An 18,340-nucleotide genomic window follows, 5' to 3' on the forward strand; every position below is an offset into this window, starting at 1 on the left:
ACTTTAGTGGGCAAGCGCCCATCTGCCAACGGATGCCGGGTGACCGGCGGACGAGAGGATCGGTACGTGCCGACCGGGGTACACCTGCGCGACGCGCGGCAGCAGTTGTTCGACGCCGCGGAACGCGTGCTGCTGCGGGACGGCCCGAACGGGCTGACCAGCCGGGCCGTCACCGACGAGGCGGCCTGCGCCAAGGGCGTCCTGCACCGGCACTTCGCCGACTTCGACGCTTTCCTCACCGAGCTGGTGCTCGACCGGGCCGCACAGCTCGACACGCAGGCGCGTGCGCTGCGCGAGGCCGTCGGCACCGGCACCGTGGCCGGCAACCTCACCGGCGCGCTGACCGCCCTGTTCGGGCCGGTTCCGGTGGCGATCATCCCGCTCATCACCTTCCGGGACGAGCTGCGCGCGCGGCTGCGGCAGGCCAGGCCCGGTGGCGGCATCGCGATCCTCGCCCAGGTCGCGACCGCGGTCTCCGCCTACCTGGCCGACGAGCGCGCCGTGGGCCGCATCGCGGCCGACGCCGACATCGACTCGCTCACCCTCTCCCTGGTCGGAGGCGGGCATCTCCTGTTCGCGGACCGCGACCGCGAGCGCGACCGCGATTCCGACCTCGACCTCGACCGTAACTCCGGCTCCGGCCCTGGCTCCGACCGCGAGCCCGACCGCGACCCCGACCCGCCGACCACGGCCGCCGTCGACAAGCTGGTGACCACGGTGCTCGCCGACGTCCTGCGACGGCGGCCCCGCCGGACCTGACGTGCGACCCGCCCGGCGGCCGGACTTGACGGACCTGACGAGGGTCCGGCCGAACGTGTCGGCCGGACCCTTCGCCCGGCAGGTGTCCCGCAGGTGCCGGGCGCGTGCCGGACGGCAGGGCCCGGGGGCAGAGTTGACGGCAGGACTCAGTCGCGGCCCATCCAGGTCGCGACGTCCGCCTCGTTGCCCTCCGGGTCGGCCAGCGTCCACCAGGCGGGCGCGTGCGCGTCGGAGATCAGCCGGCCGCCGGCGGTGATCGCCGCCGCGATCCGCTCCTCGGCCTGGTCGTGGGGGACGGAGACGTCGATGTGCAGGCGGTTGCGCTCCGTGCGCGGCGCGTCCATCGTCTGGAACCAGAACGGCGGTTCGCTGCCGCCCGGGTCCACCAGGTCCACCTCGCTCGCCGTCCGGTAGCCGAGCAGGGCGCGCCAGAAGGGCATCACCCGGGAGCCGACGAGGGCGTCGATCCCGACCTGGACGGACTTCAGCGCGGTCGGGTCGGCCGGCACGTCCAGTTCCCGCGCGGCCGCCGAGATCTGCCGGGCCAGTTCGACGTCGCGCTCGCTCAACCCGTCGACCTCGTGCGTCGTCAGACGCACCGTCACCCCCGGGTAGCGCAGGTCCACGTCGGGATGGTGGTTGGCCGCGTCGGCCAGGGCGCCGATCGCGTCCACCAGCTTGACGCCGGTCGCGAACGACCCGGTGCGGAAGTGCGCGCTCGCCCCCGCGAAGAGCACCCGCCAGTCATCGACGCCGGCCGCCTCGTGGAACTGCCTCGCTGTGATGCTTTCGACCATGCGCGGCAACGTAGCACCGCGGTCGCGCACTTCGCCGTCCCCGTGACGGCCGGCCCGCGACCGGGTCGCCCGATTCCACCCGAGCGGCCGTCCGACCTGCCGGTTCGCGACGCGCCGGAACCCCGCCACCGCATCCCCGCCCGGGCTCGCGCGCAAACCCCGCACACTCCCCTCACGGACCCGCACGCGGGCCTCACCACACCCTCACCCCGACGTCGTGCGCGCACTCTTGCAAGCCACTGCAAGGAATCAACGAAAATGGATTCGGATATTGCGGCTCTGTATCCCAGGGGTTACGGTCCTCTGCGTCGTGACCCACGCCACTCTGCTCCCTCGACTCCCTCTGGCTCCTTGAGTCCCACCCTGTCCGCCGTCGTGAGGCGGGCGCGGTGCCGCCGGTGGAGCCGACGGGGCGGTGTGCGGAAAGGAGCAAGACATGTCCCAACCCCTTCGAAGTCTCCGGCGGGCGGCCGCCCTCGGCGGCTGCGCCGCGCTGCTCGCCTCGGCGGGCGCGCTCGCGCTGAGCGCCCCTCCGGCGTTCGCCGCCGCGACCGGCGGCAGCGGCGCGAGCCTTCCCTACAGCGAGGTGCAGGCGGAGGACTCCGCCACCAACGGCTCGGTGATCGGCCCGAGTTACGCCCAGGGCCAGCTGGCCGACGAGGCGTCGAACCGCAAGGCGGTGACGCTGCAGGGCTCGGGCAAGTACGTCACGTTCACCACGCCGGTCGCCACGAACTCGATCGACTTCCGGTACAGCATCCCGGACTCCGCGGACGGTTCGGTGTACACGGCGCCGCTGTCGCTGTACGTCGACGGCACCAAGCAGCCGGACTTCACGCTGACGAACGCGTACTCCTGGTACTACGGCAGCTACCCGTTCACCAACTCGCCGGGCAGCAACCCGCATCACTTCTACGACGAGGCGCACCGGCTCTTCGACACGACGTATCCGGCCGGCACCACCTTCAAGTTCCAGGTCGACGCGGGCGACAGCGCGTCCTCCTACACCCTCGACCTCGCCGACTTCGAACAGGTCGCCGCGGCACAGTCCCAGCCCTCGGGGTCTGTGTCGGTGGTCGACAAGGGCGCCGACCCGACCGGCGCGGCCGACTCCACGGACGCGTTCAACGCCGCCGTCAGCGCGGCCGGGTCGGGCGGCACCGTGTGGATTCCGCCGGGCACCTTCAAGGTCCCGGGCCACATCAGCGTCAACAACGTCACCGTCGCGGGCGCCGGCATGTGGTACTCCACCGTCACCGGCGCGGCTCCCGGCTTCTACGGCAACTCCGCGCCGTCGCCCAGCAGCAACGTGCACCTCAAGGACTTCGCGATCTTCGGCGACGTCCAGGAGCGCGACGACAACGCGCAGGTGAACGGGATCGGCGGCGCGATGAGCGACTCGTCGGTGTCGGACGTGTGGATCGACCACATGAAGGTCGGGGCGTGGATGGACGGCCCGATGGACAAGTTGAGCTTCAGCGGGATGCGCATCCGCGACACCACCGCCGACGGCATCAACTTCCACGGCGGGGTGACCAATTCGACGGTCACCAACAGCGACATCCGCAACACCGGTGACGACGGCATCGCCACCTGGGCGGACTCCTCGCTCGGTGCCGACGCCAACGACACCATCTCCGACAACACCGTCCAGTTGCAGATGCTCGCCAACGGCATCGCGATCTACGGCGGCCACGACAACACCGTCAGCGGCAACCTGGTGCAGGACACCGGGCTGACGCAGGGCGGCGGCATCCACGTCGGGCAGCGCTTCACCTCCACGCCGGTCGGCACCACCACGATCAGCGACAACACGCTGGTGCGGGACGGCAGCCTCGACCCGAACTGGCAGTTCGGCGTGGGCGCGCTGTGGTTCGACGGCAGCCAGGGCGCCATCACCGGGCCGATCAACGTCTCCGACCTGCTGATCAAGCAGAGCCCGTACGAGGCCGTGCAGTGGGTCGAGGGCACCATCAGCGGGGTGAGCCTGAACAACGTGACGATCAGCGGGGCCGGGACGTTCGCGCTCCAGGAGCAGACCGGCGGCGCCGCGACGTTCACCGGTGTCACCGCGACCGGGATCGGCGCCTCCTCGCCGGTCTACAACTGCGAGGGGAACAACTTCGCGGTCACTGACGGCGGCGGCAACTCCGGGATCGACGGCACCCCGTACTGCGGCGGCTGGCCGGCCCCGGTCTTCCCGTCCTGAGCCGGGAACCCGGGGCGTTGGCGCCCTGATCCGCCTTCCCCGGTGCCGCCGGGTGCGATCCGCACCCGGCGGCACCCTTCGTTCCGCCAAACGGCCGAATGAATTCCGCATGTGAGGACGCGTAAACAATGCGCCGCGGAAGGGCGTTCGGACGGTTTCCGGTCATCTTCCGCTCGATGAGAGGTCGTTCGGCGTCCATATGGCACCTTGCTAATGAACAGGCGGCCGCCGGAATTCCGGCCGGCCGCCGGACGTTGGAAGGAGCCCGACACGTGACATCCGACGAATTCCCACGGCAGGCGGCACGGCAGACCCGGCGGCGGTTCCTCACCGTGACGGGTGCGGCCACCGCACTCGCCTTCGGGGTCAACGTCGCGCACGCGGAAGCGGCGAGCGCCGCCACCCCGCTGCCCGGCGACCCGTTCACCCTCGGCGTCGCCTCCGGCGACCCGCTGCCGGACGCGGTGGTGATCTGGACCCGGCTCGCCCCGCAGCCGTACGAACCGCTGGGCGGCATGCCGTACCACGCGGTCGACGTGCAGTGGCAGCTCGCCGCCGACGAGCGGTTCCGGCACGTGCTGCGCTCCGGCACCGCGACCGCGCAGCCGGAGTACAGCTACAGCGTGCACGTGGACGTGCGAGGGCTCCAGCCCGGCCGGCACTACTGGTACCGGTTCAAGGTCGACGGCCACCTCAGCCCGGTCGGCCGGACCAGAACCGCCCCCGCGCCCTGGGACCACCCCGGCCGACTCAGATTCGCCGTCGCCTCCTGCCAGTCCTGGCCGGACGGCTACTACACCGCGCACGCCCACCTCGCCGCCGAGGACGTCGACGCGGTGCTCTTCGTCGGCGACTACATCTACGAGTACGGCATCTCCGCCGCCGGCGGTCTGCGCAACACCACCGACCCGGTGCCCGACCAGTTCCGCACCGAGGCCGACACCCTCGACCGCTACCGGCTCCAGTACGCGCTCTACAAGTCCGACCCCGACCTGCGGGCTGCCCACCAGAACACGCCGTGGATCGGCACCTGGGACGACCACGAGGTGCAGGACAACTACGCGGGCCTGTACTCCAAGAGCCTCGACCCGATCGACGACTTCACCGTCCGCCGGGCCAGTGCCTACCGCGCCTACTGGGAGCACATGCCGCTGCGCACCCCCGCGCCGCAGGGCCCGGACTACCTGCTCTACCGCCGCTTCACCTTCGGCCGGCTCGCCGAGATCAACGTGCTCGACACCCGGCAGTACCGCTCCGACCAGGCCGACGGCGACCTGTGGAAGCCGGACAACCCGGGCCGTGACGACCCCGCCCGCACCTTCGCCGGCGCCCAGCAGCAGCGCTGGCTGCTCGACGGGATGCGCGCCTCGCGCGCCACCTGGAACCTGCTCGCCAACCAGGTGGTGATGAGCCGGATGGACCTGGACGCCGCCGGCACCCCCACCTTCAACATGGACGCGTGGGACGGCTACACCGCCGAGCAGACCCGCATCCTCGACGGCCTGGCCGGGCTGCGCGCCCGCAACCCCGTGGTGGTCACCGGCGACGTGCACGCCGCCTACGCCATGGACATGAAGCGGGACTTCGACGACCCCGACTCGCCCACCATCGGCGTGGAACTCGTCGGCACCTCCATCAGCAGCGGCGGCAACGGCGTGGACGTCTCCGCCAACGGCCAGAACTTCCTCGACCACAACCCGCACCTGAAGCTCGTCAACGAGCGGCGCGGCTACATCGTGGTCGAGCTGACCCCGCACGAACTGCACGCGTCCTACCGGGCGGTGCCGTACATCGACCGGGTCGGCGCGCCGATCAGCACCATCAGGAAGTTCACCGTCGAGGCCGGGCACCCCGGCCTGAACCCGGCGTAGGGGGAGACCATGCCGAAGACGTTCCTCGGGTCGGCGCGCCGCCGCGCGCTCGCCGTCGTCGCCGCTGTTGTCATGCTCGTGACGCTCGGTGCGGTGGCGCCCGCGCTGGCCGCCGCGCCCGCCAAGGCCGGGGCCGCCCAGCAGCTCACCCTCGGCTCCGACGTCGACCACGTGCTGGTCGACCCGGTGCCCTGCGCGGTCCAGGGCTTCCAGCTCCGGTTCGGCAACGCGGGCAGCTCCGCGGTGTACGCCGACGCGTTCATCGACGCGCCCGCGCCGCTGACGGTCTCCCGGTCGCTGGTCTCCAGCTACCTGCCGTCCGGCTACACCCTGAAGGTCGAGATCGACGTCAGCGCGCCGCGGACGACCCCGCCGGGCGCGTACACGATCACCGTGCACGCCGGCGACCAGCAGCTGTCGCTGCCGGTCCAGGTCGAGCCCGCGCCGGTGAACGACACCGGCAACCTGGTGCGCTACATGCCGGTCTCCGCGTCCTCGGAGAACCTGCCGCACTACCCGGCCTGCGGCGCGGTGGACGGCGACCGCGACTCCGCCGACTGGGGCACCACCACCGGGTGGAACGACTCCACCAAGGGCAGCTTCCCCGACTGGCTCCAGGTCACCTTCGACGCGCCCGTCTCCGTCGGCCGGGTGGACCTGTACACCCTGGACTCGGTGAAGTACCCCGCCGCGGGCTACGGACTGTCCGCCTGGGACGTGGAACTCCAGGTCGACGGCGCCTGGCAGACCGCCGCCCAGGTACGCGGCAACACCGCGGGCGAGGTCAGCTCGACCTTCGCCGCGCAGACCGCGACCGCCCTGCGCATCGTGACCCTGGCCAGTAACGAGGGCGTCACGTACTCACGGATCGTGGAACTGGAGGCGTACGCGTCCTGAGCACGCACGCCGGGGAGAGGGCGGGGCCTGGCGGCCCCGCCCTCTCGCGGTGTCCGCGGTCAGCCCCTGGCCCGGGCCGGCAGCTTCCAGTTCGGCCGCGGGAAGTGGCAGGTGTACCCGTCGGGGTACCGCTCCAGGTAGTCCTGGTGCTCGGGCTCGGCCTCCCAGAACGGGCCGGCCGGCTCGACCTCCGTGACCACCTTGCCCGGCCACAGACCGGAGGCGTCCACGTCCGCGATGGTGTCCTCGGCGATCCGCTTCTGCTCGTCGTCCACGTAGTAGATCGCCGAGCGGTAGCTGAGGCCGATGTCGTTGCCCTGGCGGTTCTTCGTGCTGGGGTCGTGGACCTGGAAGAAGAACTCCAGCAGCGCGCGGTAGTCGGTCCGCTCGGGGTCGAAGAGGACCTCGATCGCCTCCGCGTGCGTGCCGTGGTTGCGGTAGGTGGCGTTCGGCACGTCGCCACCGGTGTAGCCGACCCGGGTCGCGGTCACGCCCGGCTGCCGGCGGATCAGGTCCTGCATCCCCCAGAAGCACCCGCCGGCCAGTACGGCCCTCTGCGTCTGCGCGGCCATCTCGGTCCTCCCACTCGTGGTCATCACAACTGTCCACCGACGTCAACGCTTGCCGGGCCGGCGCGATTCCATCCAGGGCACGCCGGCTGCGGGAATCCGCCGGAAGGGTGGTCTCGGCGGCGCGTGCGTGCGCCGGGAGCAGGGCGCGCGGCGGCCGGGCGCGACGCTGTGAGCAAATCGCCCAGCTCACCTCTCGGAGCCCCTGATGAAGCGCACCGCCAGGGCGGCCACCTGTGCCGCCGCAGCCCTGTTTGCCGCCGTGCTGACCGGCTGCTCGTCCGGCAGCAGTGCCACCTCAGCCGCCGGTTCGGCGTCCAGCGGCGGTTCCTCCGGGGGCAGCGCGTCGTCCAAGGCGGCCAGCGCGTCCGCCAAGGTGTCCTCCAAGGCGGCCAGCGCCTCCGCCACGGCCAGCGCGGCGATCGCGAAGGGGCAGGCCACCGTCGCCACCAAGACCGAGGGCAAGCTCGGTGCCATCCTGGTCGACGCCAAGGGCCGCACGCTCTACCTGTTCGACGCCGACAAGCAGAAGAACGTCTCCACCTGCACCGGTGCCTGCGCCGCGGCCTGGCCGCCCCTGCTCACCACCAAGGGCGCCGCCAAACCCGGCAAGGGCGCGGACAAGTCGCTGCTCGGCACGGCCAAGCGCTCCGGCGGCGCCACGCAGGTCAGCTACAACGGCCACCCGCTGTACTACTACGTCGGCGACACCAAGGCCGGCCAGACCAACGGGCAGGGCCTCAACCAGTTCGGCGCCCTGTGGTACGTCGTGAACGCCAAGGGCAAGCAGGTCACGAGCTGAGCCGGATGGCGGGCGAGCCCCACGAGGAGCGGCGCGGCCCCGGCGCCCGCGCCGCACTCCTGGCTCTCGGTGTCCTGGTCCCCATCGCGGTCGGCTTCGGGATCTACGCGTTCGGCAAGGAACACACCCCCGACTACAACAGCGGGATCTACGGGCAGCACGGCACCGACGCGGTCGACCTCAAGGCCCGGCTCGGCAGCGCGCTGCTCTGCCTCGTCCTCATCCAGTACGGGCTCGCGCTGTGGATGTTCGGCCGCATCCCCGGGGTGCGGGCCGCGCCGCATCCGGTACGCACCGGACACCGCGTGCTCGGCTACTTCCTCTTCCTGTTCTCCCTGCCGATCGCGTTCCACTGCCTCGTCACCTACGGCATCGAGACCAGCTCCCCCCGCGTGGCGATCCACTCGTTCACGGGGTGCGCCTTCTACGGGGCGTTCGTGGCGAAGGTGATCGTGGTCCGCAGCAAGCGGCTGCCCGGGTTCCTGCTCCCGGTCATGGGCTCCCTGCTGCTCGTCGGGGTCGCGCTCCTGTGGTACACCGCGCCCTTGTGGGTGCTCAACGGCTACTCGGTCCCCGGCTTCTCCTCGTCGAGCTACGGGGTGGGCTGAAGCGGTTCGAACCGAGCCGGACCGGTCCGCCCGGGCGCGCCGTCGGCGGGCGGCGCAGCACCGGGCGCCTCACGCGAGCCGGTTCACCACGGCCGCGAACAGCGCCGGGAAGCGCGCCGCGGCGGGCACGATGCGCCGGGCCGTCCCCGGGTTGCCGCGGGCCCGCAGCAGCAGGGTGGTGAGGGCGCGGTGCCGCCGCGACATCGCGCGCCACGCGCGTTCGTACGCCTCCGGCCGGTCGGACCGCACGCAGCGGACGAGTTCCGCGGCGCCGCGCACCGCGAGGGAGACGCCCTCGCCGGTGAGGGCGTCGACGTAGCCGGCGGCGTCGCCGACGAGCAGGACCCGGCCCGCGGCGCGGGCCCGGACCGGCTGCCGCAGGGGCCCGGCGCCGCGCACCGGGGTCGCCGCGGTGGGCGGCAGGCGGGCCGCGAGCGCGGGGAAGGCGGCGAGGTGGTGGTCGAAGGGCGCGCGGTCGCAGGTGAGGAGGGCGACGCCGACCAGGTCGGGCCCGACGGGCGTGACGTACGCCTCCGCGCGGGCGGACCAGTGCACCTCGACGCAGTCGGTCCACGGCGGCACCGCGAAGTGCCGGCGCAGGCCGTAGCGGGCAGGCGCGGGATCGGGCGGTCCGGACAGGCCCAGGGCGCGCCGGATGGGGGAGTGCAGCCCGTCCGCGGCGGCGAGGTAGCGCGCGGCGAGTCCGGCCGCGGTCACCCCGTCCGGGCCCTGCCGTACCGCGTCGATCCGCAACGGCAGCACGGGCACGCCGAGTTGGGCGACCCGGTGGGCGAGCGCCGCGTGCAGCTCGGTGCGCCGCACCCCCCGCCCGGGCCCGGCCCGGAAGTGCGCCTCGGCCTCGTACCGGGCGTCGACGTAGCGGATGCCGCGCAGCGGGCGCCCGCCGACGGCCACCCCGAGGTCGGCCAGCGCGTGTACGGCCGCGGGCATCAGCCCCTCGCCGCACGCCTTGTCCACCGGACCCGGCCGGGGCTCGGCCACCACCACGTCGAGCCCCGCGCGCGCCGCGTGGATCGCGGTGGCCAGCCCGGCCGGCCCGCCCCCGGCGACCAGCAGGTCGATCACGGCGCGGCCACCGCGACGGCCGGCGCCGCGTCGGGGGCGAGCGCCAGCGCCGCGTTCTCGCAGCGCAGCCGGACCGCGAGCAGTGGCGCGTCGAGCAGCGTGAAGCAGATCGCGGTGATCCAGGCGCCGTGCACCAGCGGCAGCGCCGCGCCCTCGGCGACGACCGCGAGGTAGTTGGGGTGGCTCATCCACCGGTACGGTCCGCCGTCCACCAGCGGCAACCCCGGCACCACGATCACCCGGGTGTTCCAGCGCGGCCCGAGCGTGCGGATGCACCACCAGCGCAACGCCTGCGCGGCCAGCGCGAGTACGAGCATCGGCCAGCCGAGCGCGGGCACGAACGGCCGCCCGCCCCACCCGGTCTCCACCAGGCACCCGGCCAGCAGACCGGTGTGCAGCAGCACCATCACCGGGTAGTGGCCGCGGCCGTGCTCGACGCCGCCGCGGGCATGGCTCCACGCCGCGTTGCGCCGCGCGGTGGCCAGTTCGGCCAGCCGCTCGACGGCGACCAGCAGCACCAGCACGGTGTACGCGGTGGACGGGGCGAACGAGGTCATCGGCGGCCTACCAACGGAGAAGGACGAGTTCGGAGCTGAAGCCCGGGCCCATCGAGAGCATCAGGCCGGGGGTCCCGGGCAGCGGCGGGCGCCGGTCCAGGGTGTCGCGCAGGATGTGCAGCACGGACGCGGAGGAGAGGTTGCCGACCTCCGCGAGCGAGCGCCACGTCAACTCCAGGGCGCGCGCGGGCAGATCGAGGGTCTCCCGGACCGCCTCCAGCACCTTCGGGCCGCCCGGGTGGCAGATCCAGCCCGTGACGTCCGCCGGTTTCAGGTCGTGGTCGGTGAGGAACTCCCTGACCTCCGGGCCGAGATGGCGCAGCACCGTGTCCGGCAGGTCGCTGCCCAGGACGATCCGGAAGCCGCTGTCGGCGATGTCCCAGCCGAGCAGGCGTTCGGTGTCCGGGTAGAGGTGGCTGCGGGTCGCCACCGTCTCCGGGCCCCGCTCGGGGCCCCGCGCCCGCGCCGCCGGGTGCTCCCGGCCGACCGCCACCAGCGCGGCGGCGCCGTCGCCGAAGAGGGAACTCGCCACCACGTTCGCGGCGGACGGGTCGCCGCGTTGCACCGTCAGCGAGCACAACTCCACGCAGAGCAGCACCGCCACGCCGTGCGGGTGCCCTTCGAGGTAGTCGTGCACCCGGGCGAGCCCCGAGGCTCCCGCGACGCAGCCCAACCCGAAGATCGGGACGCGCTTGACGTGCGCGGGCAGCCCCCACCGGGCGGCCAGCCGCGCCTCGATCGACGGCACCGCAAGGCCCGTCACCGACGTCGACACCACCAACTCCACGTCGGCGGCGGCGATGTCCGCGCGGTGCAGGGCGCCCCTGACGGCCTCCTGCGCCAACTCCGTCGCCGCGCTGACGTAAGCGGCGTTCGCCTCGCCGAACCCGCCCAACGTGCGGTACCGCTCCAACGGCATCGCCAGGTACCTGTACTTCACCGTGGACGCCGCGTGGATACGGTCCAGCACGCCCCGGCCCTCCGGGCCCACCGCTCCCATCTCCACGAGGGCATCCCTGATTTCGTGCTGCGGGTACCGGTACGGCGGCAGCACCGCGTGGACGCCCACGATTCGGCTCATTGCCTCAGCATAGGAAGGACGGCGTCAAATCCGTCCAAACGTGGCCGTATCAACCCGCCGGGCTGCCCCGTTCCGCCGTTCCGGAACCTGGCGGCCGGTGCGGGGGCCGGGGGAGCGGTACTCCCACGGAGGGCGTGAGCCGTGGTGACGGCGAGCCGTCACGGCGTACGGGAGCCCCGCCGCCTAGCGTGGTGGGGTGGCGGTCGACGCGGGTGCGGGTACGGGCGGGGTGGCGTGGGGGCTGGTGAAGGCGTCCCATCCCGAGCCGACCGTGGCGGTGACGGTGCTGGTGACGGCGCTCGCCGGGGCGTCGGGGCGGGGTGCGGGCGGCTGCGGGCTGGTCGCGGCGGCGGTGCTGAGCGGTCAGGCGTCGGTGGGCTGGTGCAACGACGTCGTGGACGTCGAACGGGACCGGGCGGCGGGCCGCACGGACAAGCCGCTGGCGGCGGGGGCGCCGACACGCGGCATGGCGGCGGCCGCGGCCGCGGGGGCGCTCGCCGTGTGCGTCGTGGCCTCGCTGGCCTGCGGGTTGGCGGCCGGCGCCGCGCACCTGACCGGGGTCGCGGCGGCATGGGCGTACAACCTGGGCGTGAAGCGCACCGCGCTGTCGTGGCTGCCGTACGCCGTCGGGTTCGGGCTGCTGCCCGCGTTCGTGACGCTGGGCCTGCCCGGGCACCCGGGTCCGCCGGGCTGGGCGGTCGCGGCGGGCGCGCTGCTCGGCGTCGGCGCCCACGTCACGAACGTGCTGCCGGACATCGACGCGGACCTGGCCGCGGGCGTGCGCGGCCTGCCGCAGCGGATCGGGCGGCGCCGCAGCCGCCTGCTCGCCCCGGTGCCGCTGCTGGCCGCGGCCGCAGTCCTCGTCTTCGGCCCGCCGGGGCCGGCCGGTCGCGCCGGGTGGGCGGCGCTCGCCGTGACCGGCGTGCTGGCGGTCGCCACGGTCCGCACCGCGGGCGCGGGCCCGCACAGCCGGCTGCCGTTCCTCACCACCTTGGCGATGGCGGTCACCGCCGTCACGCTGCTCCTCCTGCACGGCGACGCGCTGGCCTGACCGTACGGGCGGCGCGGGCCGGTTCGCGCCGCCGGTACGGCCTCGCCGGTCAGGACGCCCGCAGCACCTGCGCCACGATCGGCCCCGCGGAGGTGTTGCCGAACCCGGCGTCGTGGACGACCGCGGCCACCGCCACGCCGCCCGCGTACGCGGTGAACCAGCCGTTGGTGGCGGCCTGGCCGTCGACCTCGGCCGAGCCGGTCTTCGCGCCCGAGTCGGAGCCGAAGCCGCTCATGACGCCGGTGGCGGTGCCGTTCGTGATGGCGGCGCGCATCAACTGCCGCAGATCGCCCGACACCCGGGAACCTACGCCGGCCGCGGAGATCCGGCCGTCGATCATGCTCGCGGCCACGATCCGCGGCTCGTGGAAGCTGCCGGTGGCCGCGGTGGCGGCGACCGACGCCATGATCATCGGGTTCGCCACCACCTTGCCCTGCCCGATCATCTCGGAGGTCAGCTCGTCGGGCCCGCTGCCGTCGGGGAAGCTCGGCTGGTCGTTCGGAGTGGCGGTGCCGATGTTCCACGGCTGGGTGAGCCCGAACTGGGCGGCGGTGTCCCGCAGTCCGGTGGCGCCGAGCTTGGGCGCCTGCGTGATGAAGCCGGTGTTGCAGGAGTTCGCGAAGTCCCAGCGCAGATCGGCGTTCGCGTTCTGCAGGCTCGGCGAGTCGTTCTTGTACATACGGCCGTTGGCCACGTTGTCCGTGCTCTTGCACCGGGCGGGCGAGTCGGGCCCCATGCCGCGTTCGAGCAGCGCGGCGGACGTGACGATCTTCATCGTGGAGCCGGGGGCGTCCGCGCCCTGGAGCGCGATGTCGGTGCCGCCCGGGTCGCTGTTGGCGACCGCCAGGATGGTGCCGTCGTAGATGTCGAGCGCGGTGACCCCGGCGCCGTTCTTCCCCTTCACCGCCTTCTCCGCGGCGGCCTGCACGCCCGCGTCCAGCGTCGTCGGGAGCTTCTTGCTCTTGCCCTTGCGCAGCACCTTCAGCACCTTCCCGGCAGACCCGTCGCTGTGCTGCACGTAGGTCTCGATGCCCGCGGTGCCGCCCTTGACCTGGTCGCCGTGGCGGGACTTGAGGTCCTCGATGATGCGGGCCAGTGACGGGTAGCTCTTGCCGGTGAGCACCTTGCCGTGCCGGTCGGTGACATCGACCCCGGGCGACTTCGCGGTCCCGGTGACCACCGAGTCACCGTCCGCCAGCGCCGGGTTGAGCACGGAGGGCTTCCACGTGACGGCCACGTCGCCGGTGGAGTCGCGGTCCACGGTGAGCGCCGAGGCGTACGTCCAGGTGGACGTGATGCCGTCGTACGACAGGCGCGCGGTGACCGTGAACGACGCTCCCCCGGACGCACCGGTGGTCGGGGCGATGCCGCTGATCGCCACCGACGTGACGTGGCCCTGCTGCTGGAAGTCGGTGAGGTCGGTCATCGCGGCGTCCGCCGCGTCCGTGGCTGCCGCCGCCTTCGCGGTCTGGCCGGCGGCCCACGCGGTCAGGAACGTGTGGGCCGTGTCGGCGACCTGCTGGGCCGTCGGCGGCTTCGGGGCCGACGTCGGGTCCGTGTTCGCCACGGTGTGCGTGCCCCCGCCACCCCCCGAGCCGTCCAGCGCCGTGTACATGTTGTAGGCGCCGTAGCCGGCCACGCCGAACATCCCGGCGCAGACGGCGCCGATGATGCCTATCTTCACTCCTCTTGCAACGGGCACGGCCCGATCCCCCCTCGTGTGTGGACACCCCCGCGCGGAACGTTCCTGCGCGCGGCACAAGCGTATTGCGCGAGCGCGCCGCGCCCGCCCCTCCCGGGCAGCTGCGTTCCGCCGGTCGCGGGACCGCCTGCCGGCGGGCGGCGGCGCTGCTTTCCGCTCCCTTCGGTCTACGCGCCGGCGGCGTGGAAGAACTCCCAGTGGTGGCCGTCGAGATCGAAGAAGGACCGGGTGTACATCGGGCTGTTCTCGTTGGTCTGCTCGGCGGTCCGGCCGCCGCCCGCGAGGGCCGCCTCGGCGATCCGGTCGACGTCCTGCCGGGTGTCGAGGAGGAGCGCGACGATCGACTCGCTGGAGGTCGCGGTGTCGGTGACGGCCTTGCCGGTGAACTTCCGGAAATAGGGCTCGGTCAGCAGCATCGCGTAGATGTCGTCGCTGATGACCATGCACGCGGCCTTGTCGTCGGTGAAGTCCGGGTTGAAGGTGAAGCCGAGGCCGGTGAAGAAGCCCATCGACCGGGAGAGGTCCTTGACCGGGAGGTTGACGAAGATCTTGGTGGACATGGGGCCTGCTTCCAGGGTGCGGCGCGGGTGTGCGCGTGCGGCCGGGTGCCGTACACCGGGGTAGACCGCTCCGGTCGGCGGAACTCATCGACGCGACCGGCGAAGGCTCTCCGGAAGGCCCTCCGCGCCGCCGTCCCGGGAAGTCGGCGCCGCCGTCCTGGGAAGTCGGCGCCGCCGCCCCGGAAGCTCAGGGGCGCCCCGCGAGCAGCGTGTCCAGGACCCGGCCGAAGACCAACCGCCCGGCGAGGGACGTCACCGGGTCGAAAAGGGCGCCCGGCAGCCCGCGTACGCGCAGGTCCTCGCGCCAGCACACGCGGGAGCCGGTGCGGGTGGCGCCGGCCGCCGGCCCCACCTCGATCTCGGCCCAGCCGACGACCACCCGCCCGGTCTTCACCAGCCGGCACCGCCCGTGCCCGTCGCCCCCCGGCGGCTGCCACACCTCGACCCGCATCGGGTCGGCGAAACCGGCCCGGCCGACCGCGGTGCGCGCCACGAACGCGGTGCCGACCCCCGACGGCGGCGGGGTCAGCACCTCGATACGGGTCAGCGGCACCGTGGCGGAGTGCCGTTCCCACGTGGTGAGCCGCCGCCACGCCTCGGCCGGCGGCAGGGCGCTGGTGCGCTCGATGACAAAGAGGGCCACCCGGCCAGCGTAGGCCGCGCCCTCATCCGCGGCGCGGGCTCACCACGCCGACGGGCGGTAGTCCTTCAGGAAGCAGCCGTACAGGTCCTCGCCCTGCTCGCCGCGCACCACCGGGTCGTAGACGCGGGCGGCGCCGTCGACCAGGTCGAGCGGGGCGTGGAAGCCCTCGGCGGCGAGCCGGACCTTGTCGGGGTGCGGCCGCTCGTCGGTGATCCACCCGGTGTCCACGGCGGTCATGAGGATGCCGTCGGTGTCCAGCATCTCCTGCGCGCTGGTGCGGGTGAGCATGTTGAGCGCGGCCTTGGCCATGTTGGTGTGCGGGTGGCCGGGGCCCTTGTAGCCGCGGCTGAACTGCCCTTCCATGGCGGAGACGTTGACCACGTACTTGCGCCGGGCGGTGGCCGCCGCCATCGCCGGGCGCAGCCGGCTGATCAGCACGAACGGCGCGGTGACGTTGCACAGTTGGACTTCGAGCAGCTCGATCGGGTCGACCTCGCCGACGGTCTGCACCCAGGTGTTGGTGGGGTCGAGGTCGGGCACGAGGCCGCCGGCGTCGATCGCGGTGCCCGCCTCGATCCGGGCGAGCGAGGCGGACCCGCTGACCAGGGCGAGGCCGGTGACCTCGTCGGGGGTGAGCAGTTCGCCGCGCGGCGAGGGCAGCGCGGCCGCGGTCCGCGCACCCGAGCCGAACTCGCCGAACACCTCGGCGGCGGGCAGCTCGCCCGCGGGCAGCGGCGCGGACTCCGCGGCGACCAGCTCGCTGTAGGCACGCGGGGAGCGGCGTACGGTCTGGGCCGCGTTGTTGATGAGGATGTCCAGCGGGCCCGCGGCGGCCACCGAGTCGGCGAGCGCGACCACCTGGGCGGGGTCGCGCAGGTCGATGCCGACGACCTTGAGCCGGTGCAGCCAGTCGGCGCTGTCCGGCATCGCCTTGAAGCGGCGGATCGCGTCGTTCGGGAACCGGGTGGTGATGGTGGTGTGGGCGCCGTCGCGCAGCAGCCGCAGCGCGATGTACATGCCGATCTTGGCGCGGCCGCCGGTGAGCAGGGCGCGCCGCCCGGTCAGGTCGGTGCGGGCGTCGCGACGGGCCCGGTTCTCGGCCGCGCACGGCGGGCACAGCTGGTGGTAGAACGCGTCGACCTCGACGTAGCGGGTCTTGCAGACGTAGCAGGAGCGGGGCCGCTCCAGGATGCCGGCGATCTCGGTGGTCACGGAGGTGCTGAGCTGGATGCCGAGCGTCTCGTCGTCGATCCGGTCGGCGGCGCCGGTGGCGGTGGCCTCGGTGACGGCCTTGTCGTTGGCGGTCTTGGCGGCTCGGCGCTCCTGGCGGCGGCGCTGCTTCACCGTGCGGTAGATCCCGGCGGTGGCCCGGCGTACGGCGACGGCGTCGGGGTGGTCGACGGGGAGGTCGTCCAGCTCGGCGAGCACGGCGAGGCACTGGGCGAGGCGGGCCGGGTCGATACCGGGGGCCTGCGGGGGCTCGGCGGCGTAGGGGTCGGTGCCCGGGGCCGTATCCGGGGCCGCGCCCTGGGCCGGGAACTGCTCCGGGGCCCGGAACCGGTCCGGGTCCGGGGTCTGGTCCAGGTCCTGTGTGGTCGCCGTCATGAAACCGCTGCTCTCCGTGTGATCCCCGTGGGTGCCGGGCCCCGCGTTCCCCGCCCGGTCATTGGGGCGAACTTTACGTTTGCGGTGCGGGCAGCTCCAAACCCGTTCTCGGCGCACGCACCGCGCGGGCGCCGAGCCGTGCCCGCCTACGGCACCGGAGCCGGGCCGGGCCCGCCCGGAGCCCGAGGCCCGAGGCCCGAGGCCCGGCGGTATCCTCGGGGCGTTTGCATGATCACGTCGCGCGAGCGCGCCGTGTGATCACCGCCGGCCGCCCGTGGAGGTCCGTTGAGCCCCGCCGACCCGTTCGACCTCCCGCACGACGCGCTGTTCGGGGTGCACAACCTGCCGTACGGCGTCTTCAGCACCGCCGGCGACCCCCGGCGGCGGCTCGGGGTCCGCTACGGGGAGCACGTACTCGACGCGGGTGCGGCCGCCCGCGCCACCGGTGCGCCCGCCGACCTCGCCGAGCTGCTGGCCGCGCCGTCGCTGAACCCGCTGCTGGCCGCGGGCCGGCCGGCCTGGACGCGGGTACGGGCCGAGGTCACCGCGTGGCTGACCGAGCAGCGGCACCGCGCCGCCGTGGCGCCCTGCCTGGTCCCGCTCCCGGACACGGTCCCGTACCTGCCGTTCGAGGTCGCGGACTACGCCGACTTCTACGCCTCGGAGCACCACGCCTCCAACGTCGGCCGGATCTTCCGCCCGGGCGCCGACGCGCTGCCGCCGAACTGGAAGTACATGCCGATCGGCTACCACGGCCGGGCGGGCACCGTGGTGGTCTCCGGCACCGACGTCGTACGGCCCTGCGGGCAGCGCCGCGAGCCCGGCGAGCAGGTGCCCTCCTACGGGCCCTCGCTGCGGCTGGACATCGAGGCCGAGGTGGGCTTCGTGGTCGGCGCGCCCTCCGCGCAGGGCGAGCGGGTCGCGCTCGCGGACGCCGACGACCACGTCTTCGGGCTGTGCCTGCTCAACGACTGGTCGGCGCGGGACATCCAGGCGTGGGAGTACGTCCCGCTCGGCCCCATGCTCGGGAAGTCCTTCGCCACGTCCGTCTCCGCGTGGGTGACTCCGCTCGACGCGCTGCGGCACGCCCGCACCTCCCCGCCGCCGCGCGACCCCCGCCCGCCGGCCTACCTCGACGACGGCGCCGCGCGGCCGTCGGCCCTCGACATCGCGATCGAGGTACGGCTGAACGGGCATCTCGTCGCGCGGCCGCCGTTCGCCACGATGTACTGGACCTACCCGCAGATGGTGGCGCACCTCACGGTGAACGGGGCGAGCCTGCGGACCGGGGACCTCTTCGGGTCGGGCACCGTCAGCGGACCCGAGCGCGACACCCGCGGCGCGCTCATCGAGCTCACCTGGAACGGGGAGGAGCCGCTGCGCCTCCCCGACGGCTCCCAGCGGTCCTTCCTCCACGACGGCGACGAGGTCGTCCTCTCCGCGACCGCCCCCGGCCCGGCCGGCACCCGCCTCGCCCTCGCCGAAGTCCGCACCCGCGTCCTCCCTCCCCACCCCTGACCCCCGGCGCCCCCGGCGAAGCTCC

At 73.4% G+C, this 18,340-nt stretch carries 17 protein-coding genes; 8 read left to right on the top strand and 9 right to left on the bottom strand.

Going from position 1 to position 18,340, the window contains the following annotated elements:
- Nucleotides 1–66 precede the first annotated feature (66 nt).
- Nucleotides 67–759 (top strand): TetR/AcrR family transcriptional regulator, encoded by a 693-nt coding sequence (locus AB0399_RS07680; protein ID WP_366410597.1) that lies wholly within the window; start codon nt 67–69, stop codon nt 757–759.
- A 146-nt stretch (nt 760–905) separates the two neighbouring features.
- Here the strand turns inward: AB0399_RS07680 and AB0399_RS07685 are convergent, their stop codons facing one another.
- Nucleotides 906–1,556, bottom strand: a complete 651-nt coding sequence (locus AB0399_RS07685) for a VOC family protein (RefSeq protein ID WP_329370980.1) — start codon at nt 1,554–1,556, stop codon at nt 906–908.
- Nucleotides 1,557–1,992: 436 nt separating this feature from the next.
- Here AB0399_RS07685 and AB0399_RS07690 point away from each other — a divergent pair, with 436 nt between their 5' ends.
- From AB0399_RS07690 to AB0399_RS07700, 3 genes are all read left to right on the top strand, one after another.
- A complete protein-coding gene (locus AB0399_RS07690) occupies nt 1,993–3,765 on the top strand; it encodes a glycosyl hydrolase family 28-related protein (RefSeq protein WP_366410598.1) in 1,773 nt (590 codons plus the stop codon).
- A 272-nt stretch (nt 3,766–4,037) separates the two neighbouring features.
- Nucleotides 4,038–5,636, top strand: a complete 1,599-nt coding sequence (locus tag AB0399_RS07695) for an alkaline phosphatase D family protein (protein WP_366410599.1) — start codon at nt 4,038–4,040, stop codon at nt 5,634–5,636.
- Nucleotides 5,637–5,645: 9 nt separating this feature from the next.
- Complete coding sequence (locus AB0399_RS07700) at nt 5,646–6,533, top strand: discoidin domain-containing protein (protein ID WP_329370985.1); 888 nt, start codon at nt 5,646–5,648, stop codon at nt 6,531–6,533.
- A 59-nt stretch (nt 6,534–6,592) separates the two neighbouring features.
- Here AB0399_RS07700 and msrA read toward each other — a convergent pair whose 3' ends face one another.
- A complete protein-coding gene (gene msrA, locus AB0399_RS07705; RefSeq protein ID WP_329370987.1) occupies nt 6,593–7,105 on the bottom strand; it encodes a peptide-methionine (S)-S-oxide reductase MsrA in 513 nt (170 codons plus the stop codon).
- 205 nt (nt 7,106–7,310) lie between these two features.
- Between msrA and AB0399_RS07710 the strand changes: the two genes are divergently transcribed.
- Nucleotides 7,311–7,904 (top strand): hypothetical protein, encoded by a 594-nt coding sequence (locus AB0399_RS07710; protein ID WP_329370989.1) that lies wholly within the window; start codon nt 7,311–7,313, stop codon nt 7,902–7,904.
- A gap of 5 nt (nt 7,905–7,909) precedes the next feature.
- Nucleotides 7,910–8,512: a DUF6529 family protein gene (locus tag AB0399_RS07715; protein ID WP_366410600.1), complete on the top strand. Its 603-nt coding sequence runs from the start codon at nt 7,910–7,912 to the stop codon at nt 8,510–8,512.
- A gap of 69 nt (nt 8,513–8,581) precedes the next feature.
- Here AB0399_RS07715 and AB0399_RS07720 read toward each other — a convergent pair whose 3' ends face one another.
- Genes AB0399_RS07720 through AB0399_RS07730 form a run of 3 tightly spaced genes read right to left on the bottom strand, consistent with a single transcriptional unit; the run spans nt 8,582 to nt 11,236 of the window.
- Nucleotides 8,582–9,598, bottom strand: coding sequence for an NAD(P)/FAD-dependent oxidoreductase (locus AB0399_RS07720; RefSeq protein ID WP_329370992.1), 1,017 nt, complete (start codon nt 9,596–9,598; stop codon nt 8,582–8,584).
- The gene (locus AB0399_RS07725; protein ID WP_366410601.1) at nt 9,595–10,155 is read right to left on the bottom strand and encodes an isoprenylcysteine carboxylmethyltransferase family protein; all 561 of its coding nucleotides are present in this window, start codon (nt 10,153–10,155) and stop codon (nt 9,595–9,597) included. Before AB0399_RS07725 ends, AB0399_RS07720 begins: the two co-directional genes overlap by 4 nt.
- A gap of 7 nt (nt 10,156–10,162) precedes the next feature.
- Complete coding sequence (locus tag AB0399_RS07730) at nt 10,163–11,236, bottom strand: 3-oxoacyl-[acyl-carrier-protein] synthase III C-terminal domain-containing protein (RefSeq protein WP_366410602.1); 1,074 nt, start codon at nt 11,234–11,236, stop codon at nt 10,163–10,165.
- 196 nt (nt 11,237–11,432) lie between these two features.
- Between AB0399_RS07730 and AB0399_RS07735 the strand changes: the two genes are divergently transcribed.
- Nucleotides 11,433–12,287 carry a UbiA family prenyltransferase gene (locus AB0399_RS07735; protein ID WP_366410603.1) on the top strand — a complete coding sequence of 285 codons (855 nt, stop codon included), beginning with the start codon at nt 11,433–11,435 and terminating at the stop codon, nt 12,285–12,287.
- A gap of 49 nt (nt 12,288–12,336) precedes the next feature.
- Here AB0399_RS07735 and AB0399_RS07740 read toward each other — a convergent pair whose 3' ends face one another.
- From AB0399_RS07740 to AB0399_RS07755, 4 genes are all read right to left on the bottom strand, one after another.
- Nucleotides 12,337–13,971 (bottom strand): penicillin-binding transpeptidase domain-containing protein, encoded by a 1,635-nt coding sequence (locus AB0399_RS07740; protein ID WP_329371001.1) that lies wholly within the window; start codon nt 13,969–13,971, stop codon nt 12,337–12,339.
- Between the two features lie 185 nt (nt 13,972–14,156).
- The gene (locus tag AB0399_RS07745; protein WP_366410604.1) at nt 14,157–14,549 is read right to left on the bottom strand and encodes a VOC family protein; all 393 of its coding nucleotides are present in this window, start codon (nt 14,547–14,549) and stop codon (nt 14,157–14,159) included.
- Between the two features lie 187 nt (nt 14,550–14,736).
- Nucleotides 14,737–15,192, bottom strand: a complete 456-nt coding sequence (locus tag AB0399_RS07750; protein WP_329371005.1) for an SRPBCC family protein — start codon at nt 15,190–15,192, stop codon at nt 14,737–14,739.
- A 39-nt stretch (nt 15,193–15,231) separates the two neighbouring features.
- A complete protein-coding gene (locus AB0399_RS07755; RefSeq protein ID WP_366410605.1) occupies nt 15,232–16,797 on the bottom strand; it encodes an SDR family NAD(P)-dependent oxidoreductase in 1,566 nt (521 codons plus the stop codon).
- 285 nt (nt 16,798–17,082) lie between these two features.
- Here AB0399_RS07755 and fahA point away from each other — a divergent pair, with 285 nt between their 5' ends.
- A complete protein-coding gene (gene fahA, locus AB0399_RS07760; protein ID WP_329371009.1) occupies nt 17,083–18,315 on the top strand; it encodes a fumarylacetoacetase in 1,233 nt (410 codons plus the stop codon).
- Nucleotides 18,316–18,340: the final 25 nt, after the last annotated feature.

The organism is Streptomyces sp. NPDC088194 (assembly GCF_040702025.1).
In the GTDB taxonomy this organism is placed as follows: domain Bacteria; phylum Actinomycetota; class Actinomycetes; order Streptomycetales; family Streptomycetaceae; genus Actinacidiphila.

What these genes read in the sequence shown, in the direction of transcription:
- AB0399_RS07730 (WP_366410602.1), bottom strand. Translation starts at nt 11,236, where the DNA reads ATGAGCCGAATCGTGGGCGTCCACGCGGTGCTGCCGCCGTACCGGTAC.
- AB0399_RS07685 (WP_329370980.1), bottom strand. Translation starts at nt 1,556, where the DNA reads ATGGTCGAAAGCATCACAGCGAGGCAGTTCCACGAGGCGGCCGGCGTC.
- AB0399_RS07725 (WP_366410601.1), bottom strand. Translation starts at nt 10,155, where the DNA reads ATGACCTCGTTCGCCCCGTCCACCGCGTACACCGTGCTGGTGCTGCTG.
- AB0399_RS07690 (WP_366410598.1), top strand. Translation starts at nt 1,993, where the DNA reads ATGTCCCAACCCCTTCGAAGTCTCCGGCGGGCGGCCGCCCTCGGCGGC.
- AB0399_RS07700 (WP_329370985.1), top strand. Translation starts at nt 5,646, where the DNA reads ATGCCGAAGACGTTCCTCGGGTCGGCGCGCCGCCGCGCGCTCGCCGTC.
- AB0399_RS07710 (WP_329370989.1), top strand. Translation starts at nt 7,311, where the DNA reads ATGAAGCGCACCGCCAGGGCGGCCACCTGTGCCGCCGCAGCCCTGTTT.
- AB0399_RS07755 (WP_366410605.1), bottom strand. Translation starts at nt 16,797, where the DNA reads ATGACGGCGACCACACAGGACCTGGACCAGACCCCGGACCCGGACCGG.
- AB0399_RS07745 (WP_366410604.1), bottom strand. Translation starts at nt 14,549, where the DNA reads ATGTCCACCAAGATCTTCGTCAACCTCCCGGTCAAGGACCTCTCCCGG.
- AB0399_RS07715 (WP_366410600.1), top strand. Translation starts at nt 7,910, where the DNA reads ATGGCGGGCGAGCCCCACGAGGAGCGGCGCGGCCCCGGCGCCCGCGCC.
- msrA (WP_329370987.1), bottom strand. Translation starts at nt 7,105, where the DNA reads ATGGCCGCGCAGACGCAGAGGGCCGTACTGGCCGGCGGGTGCTTCTGG.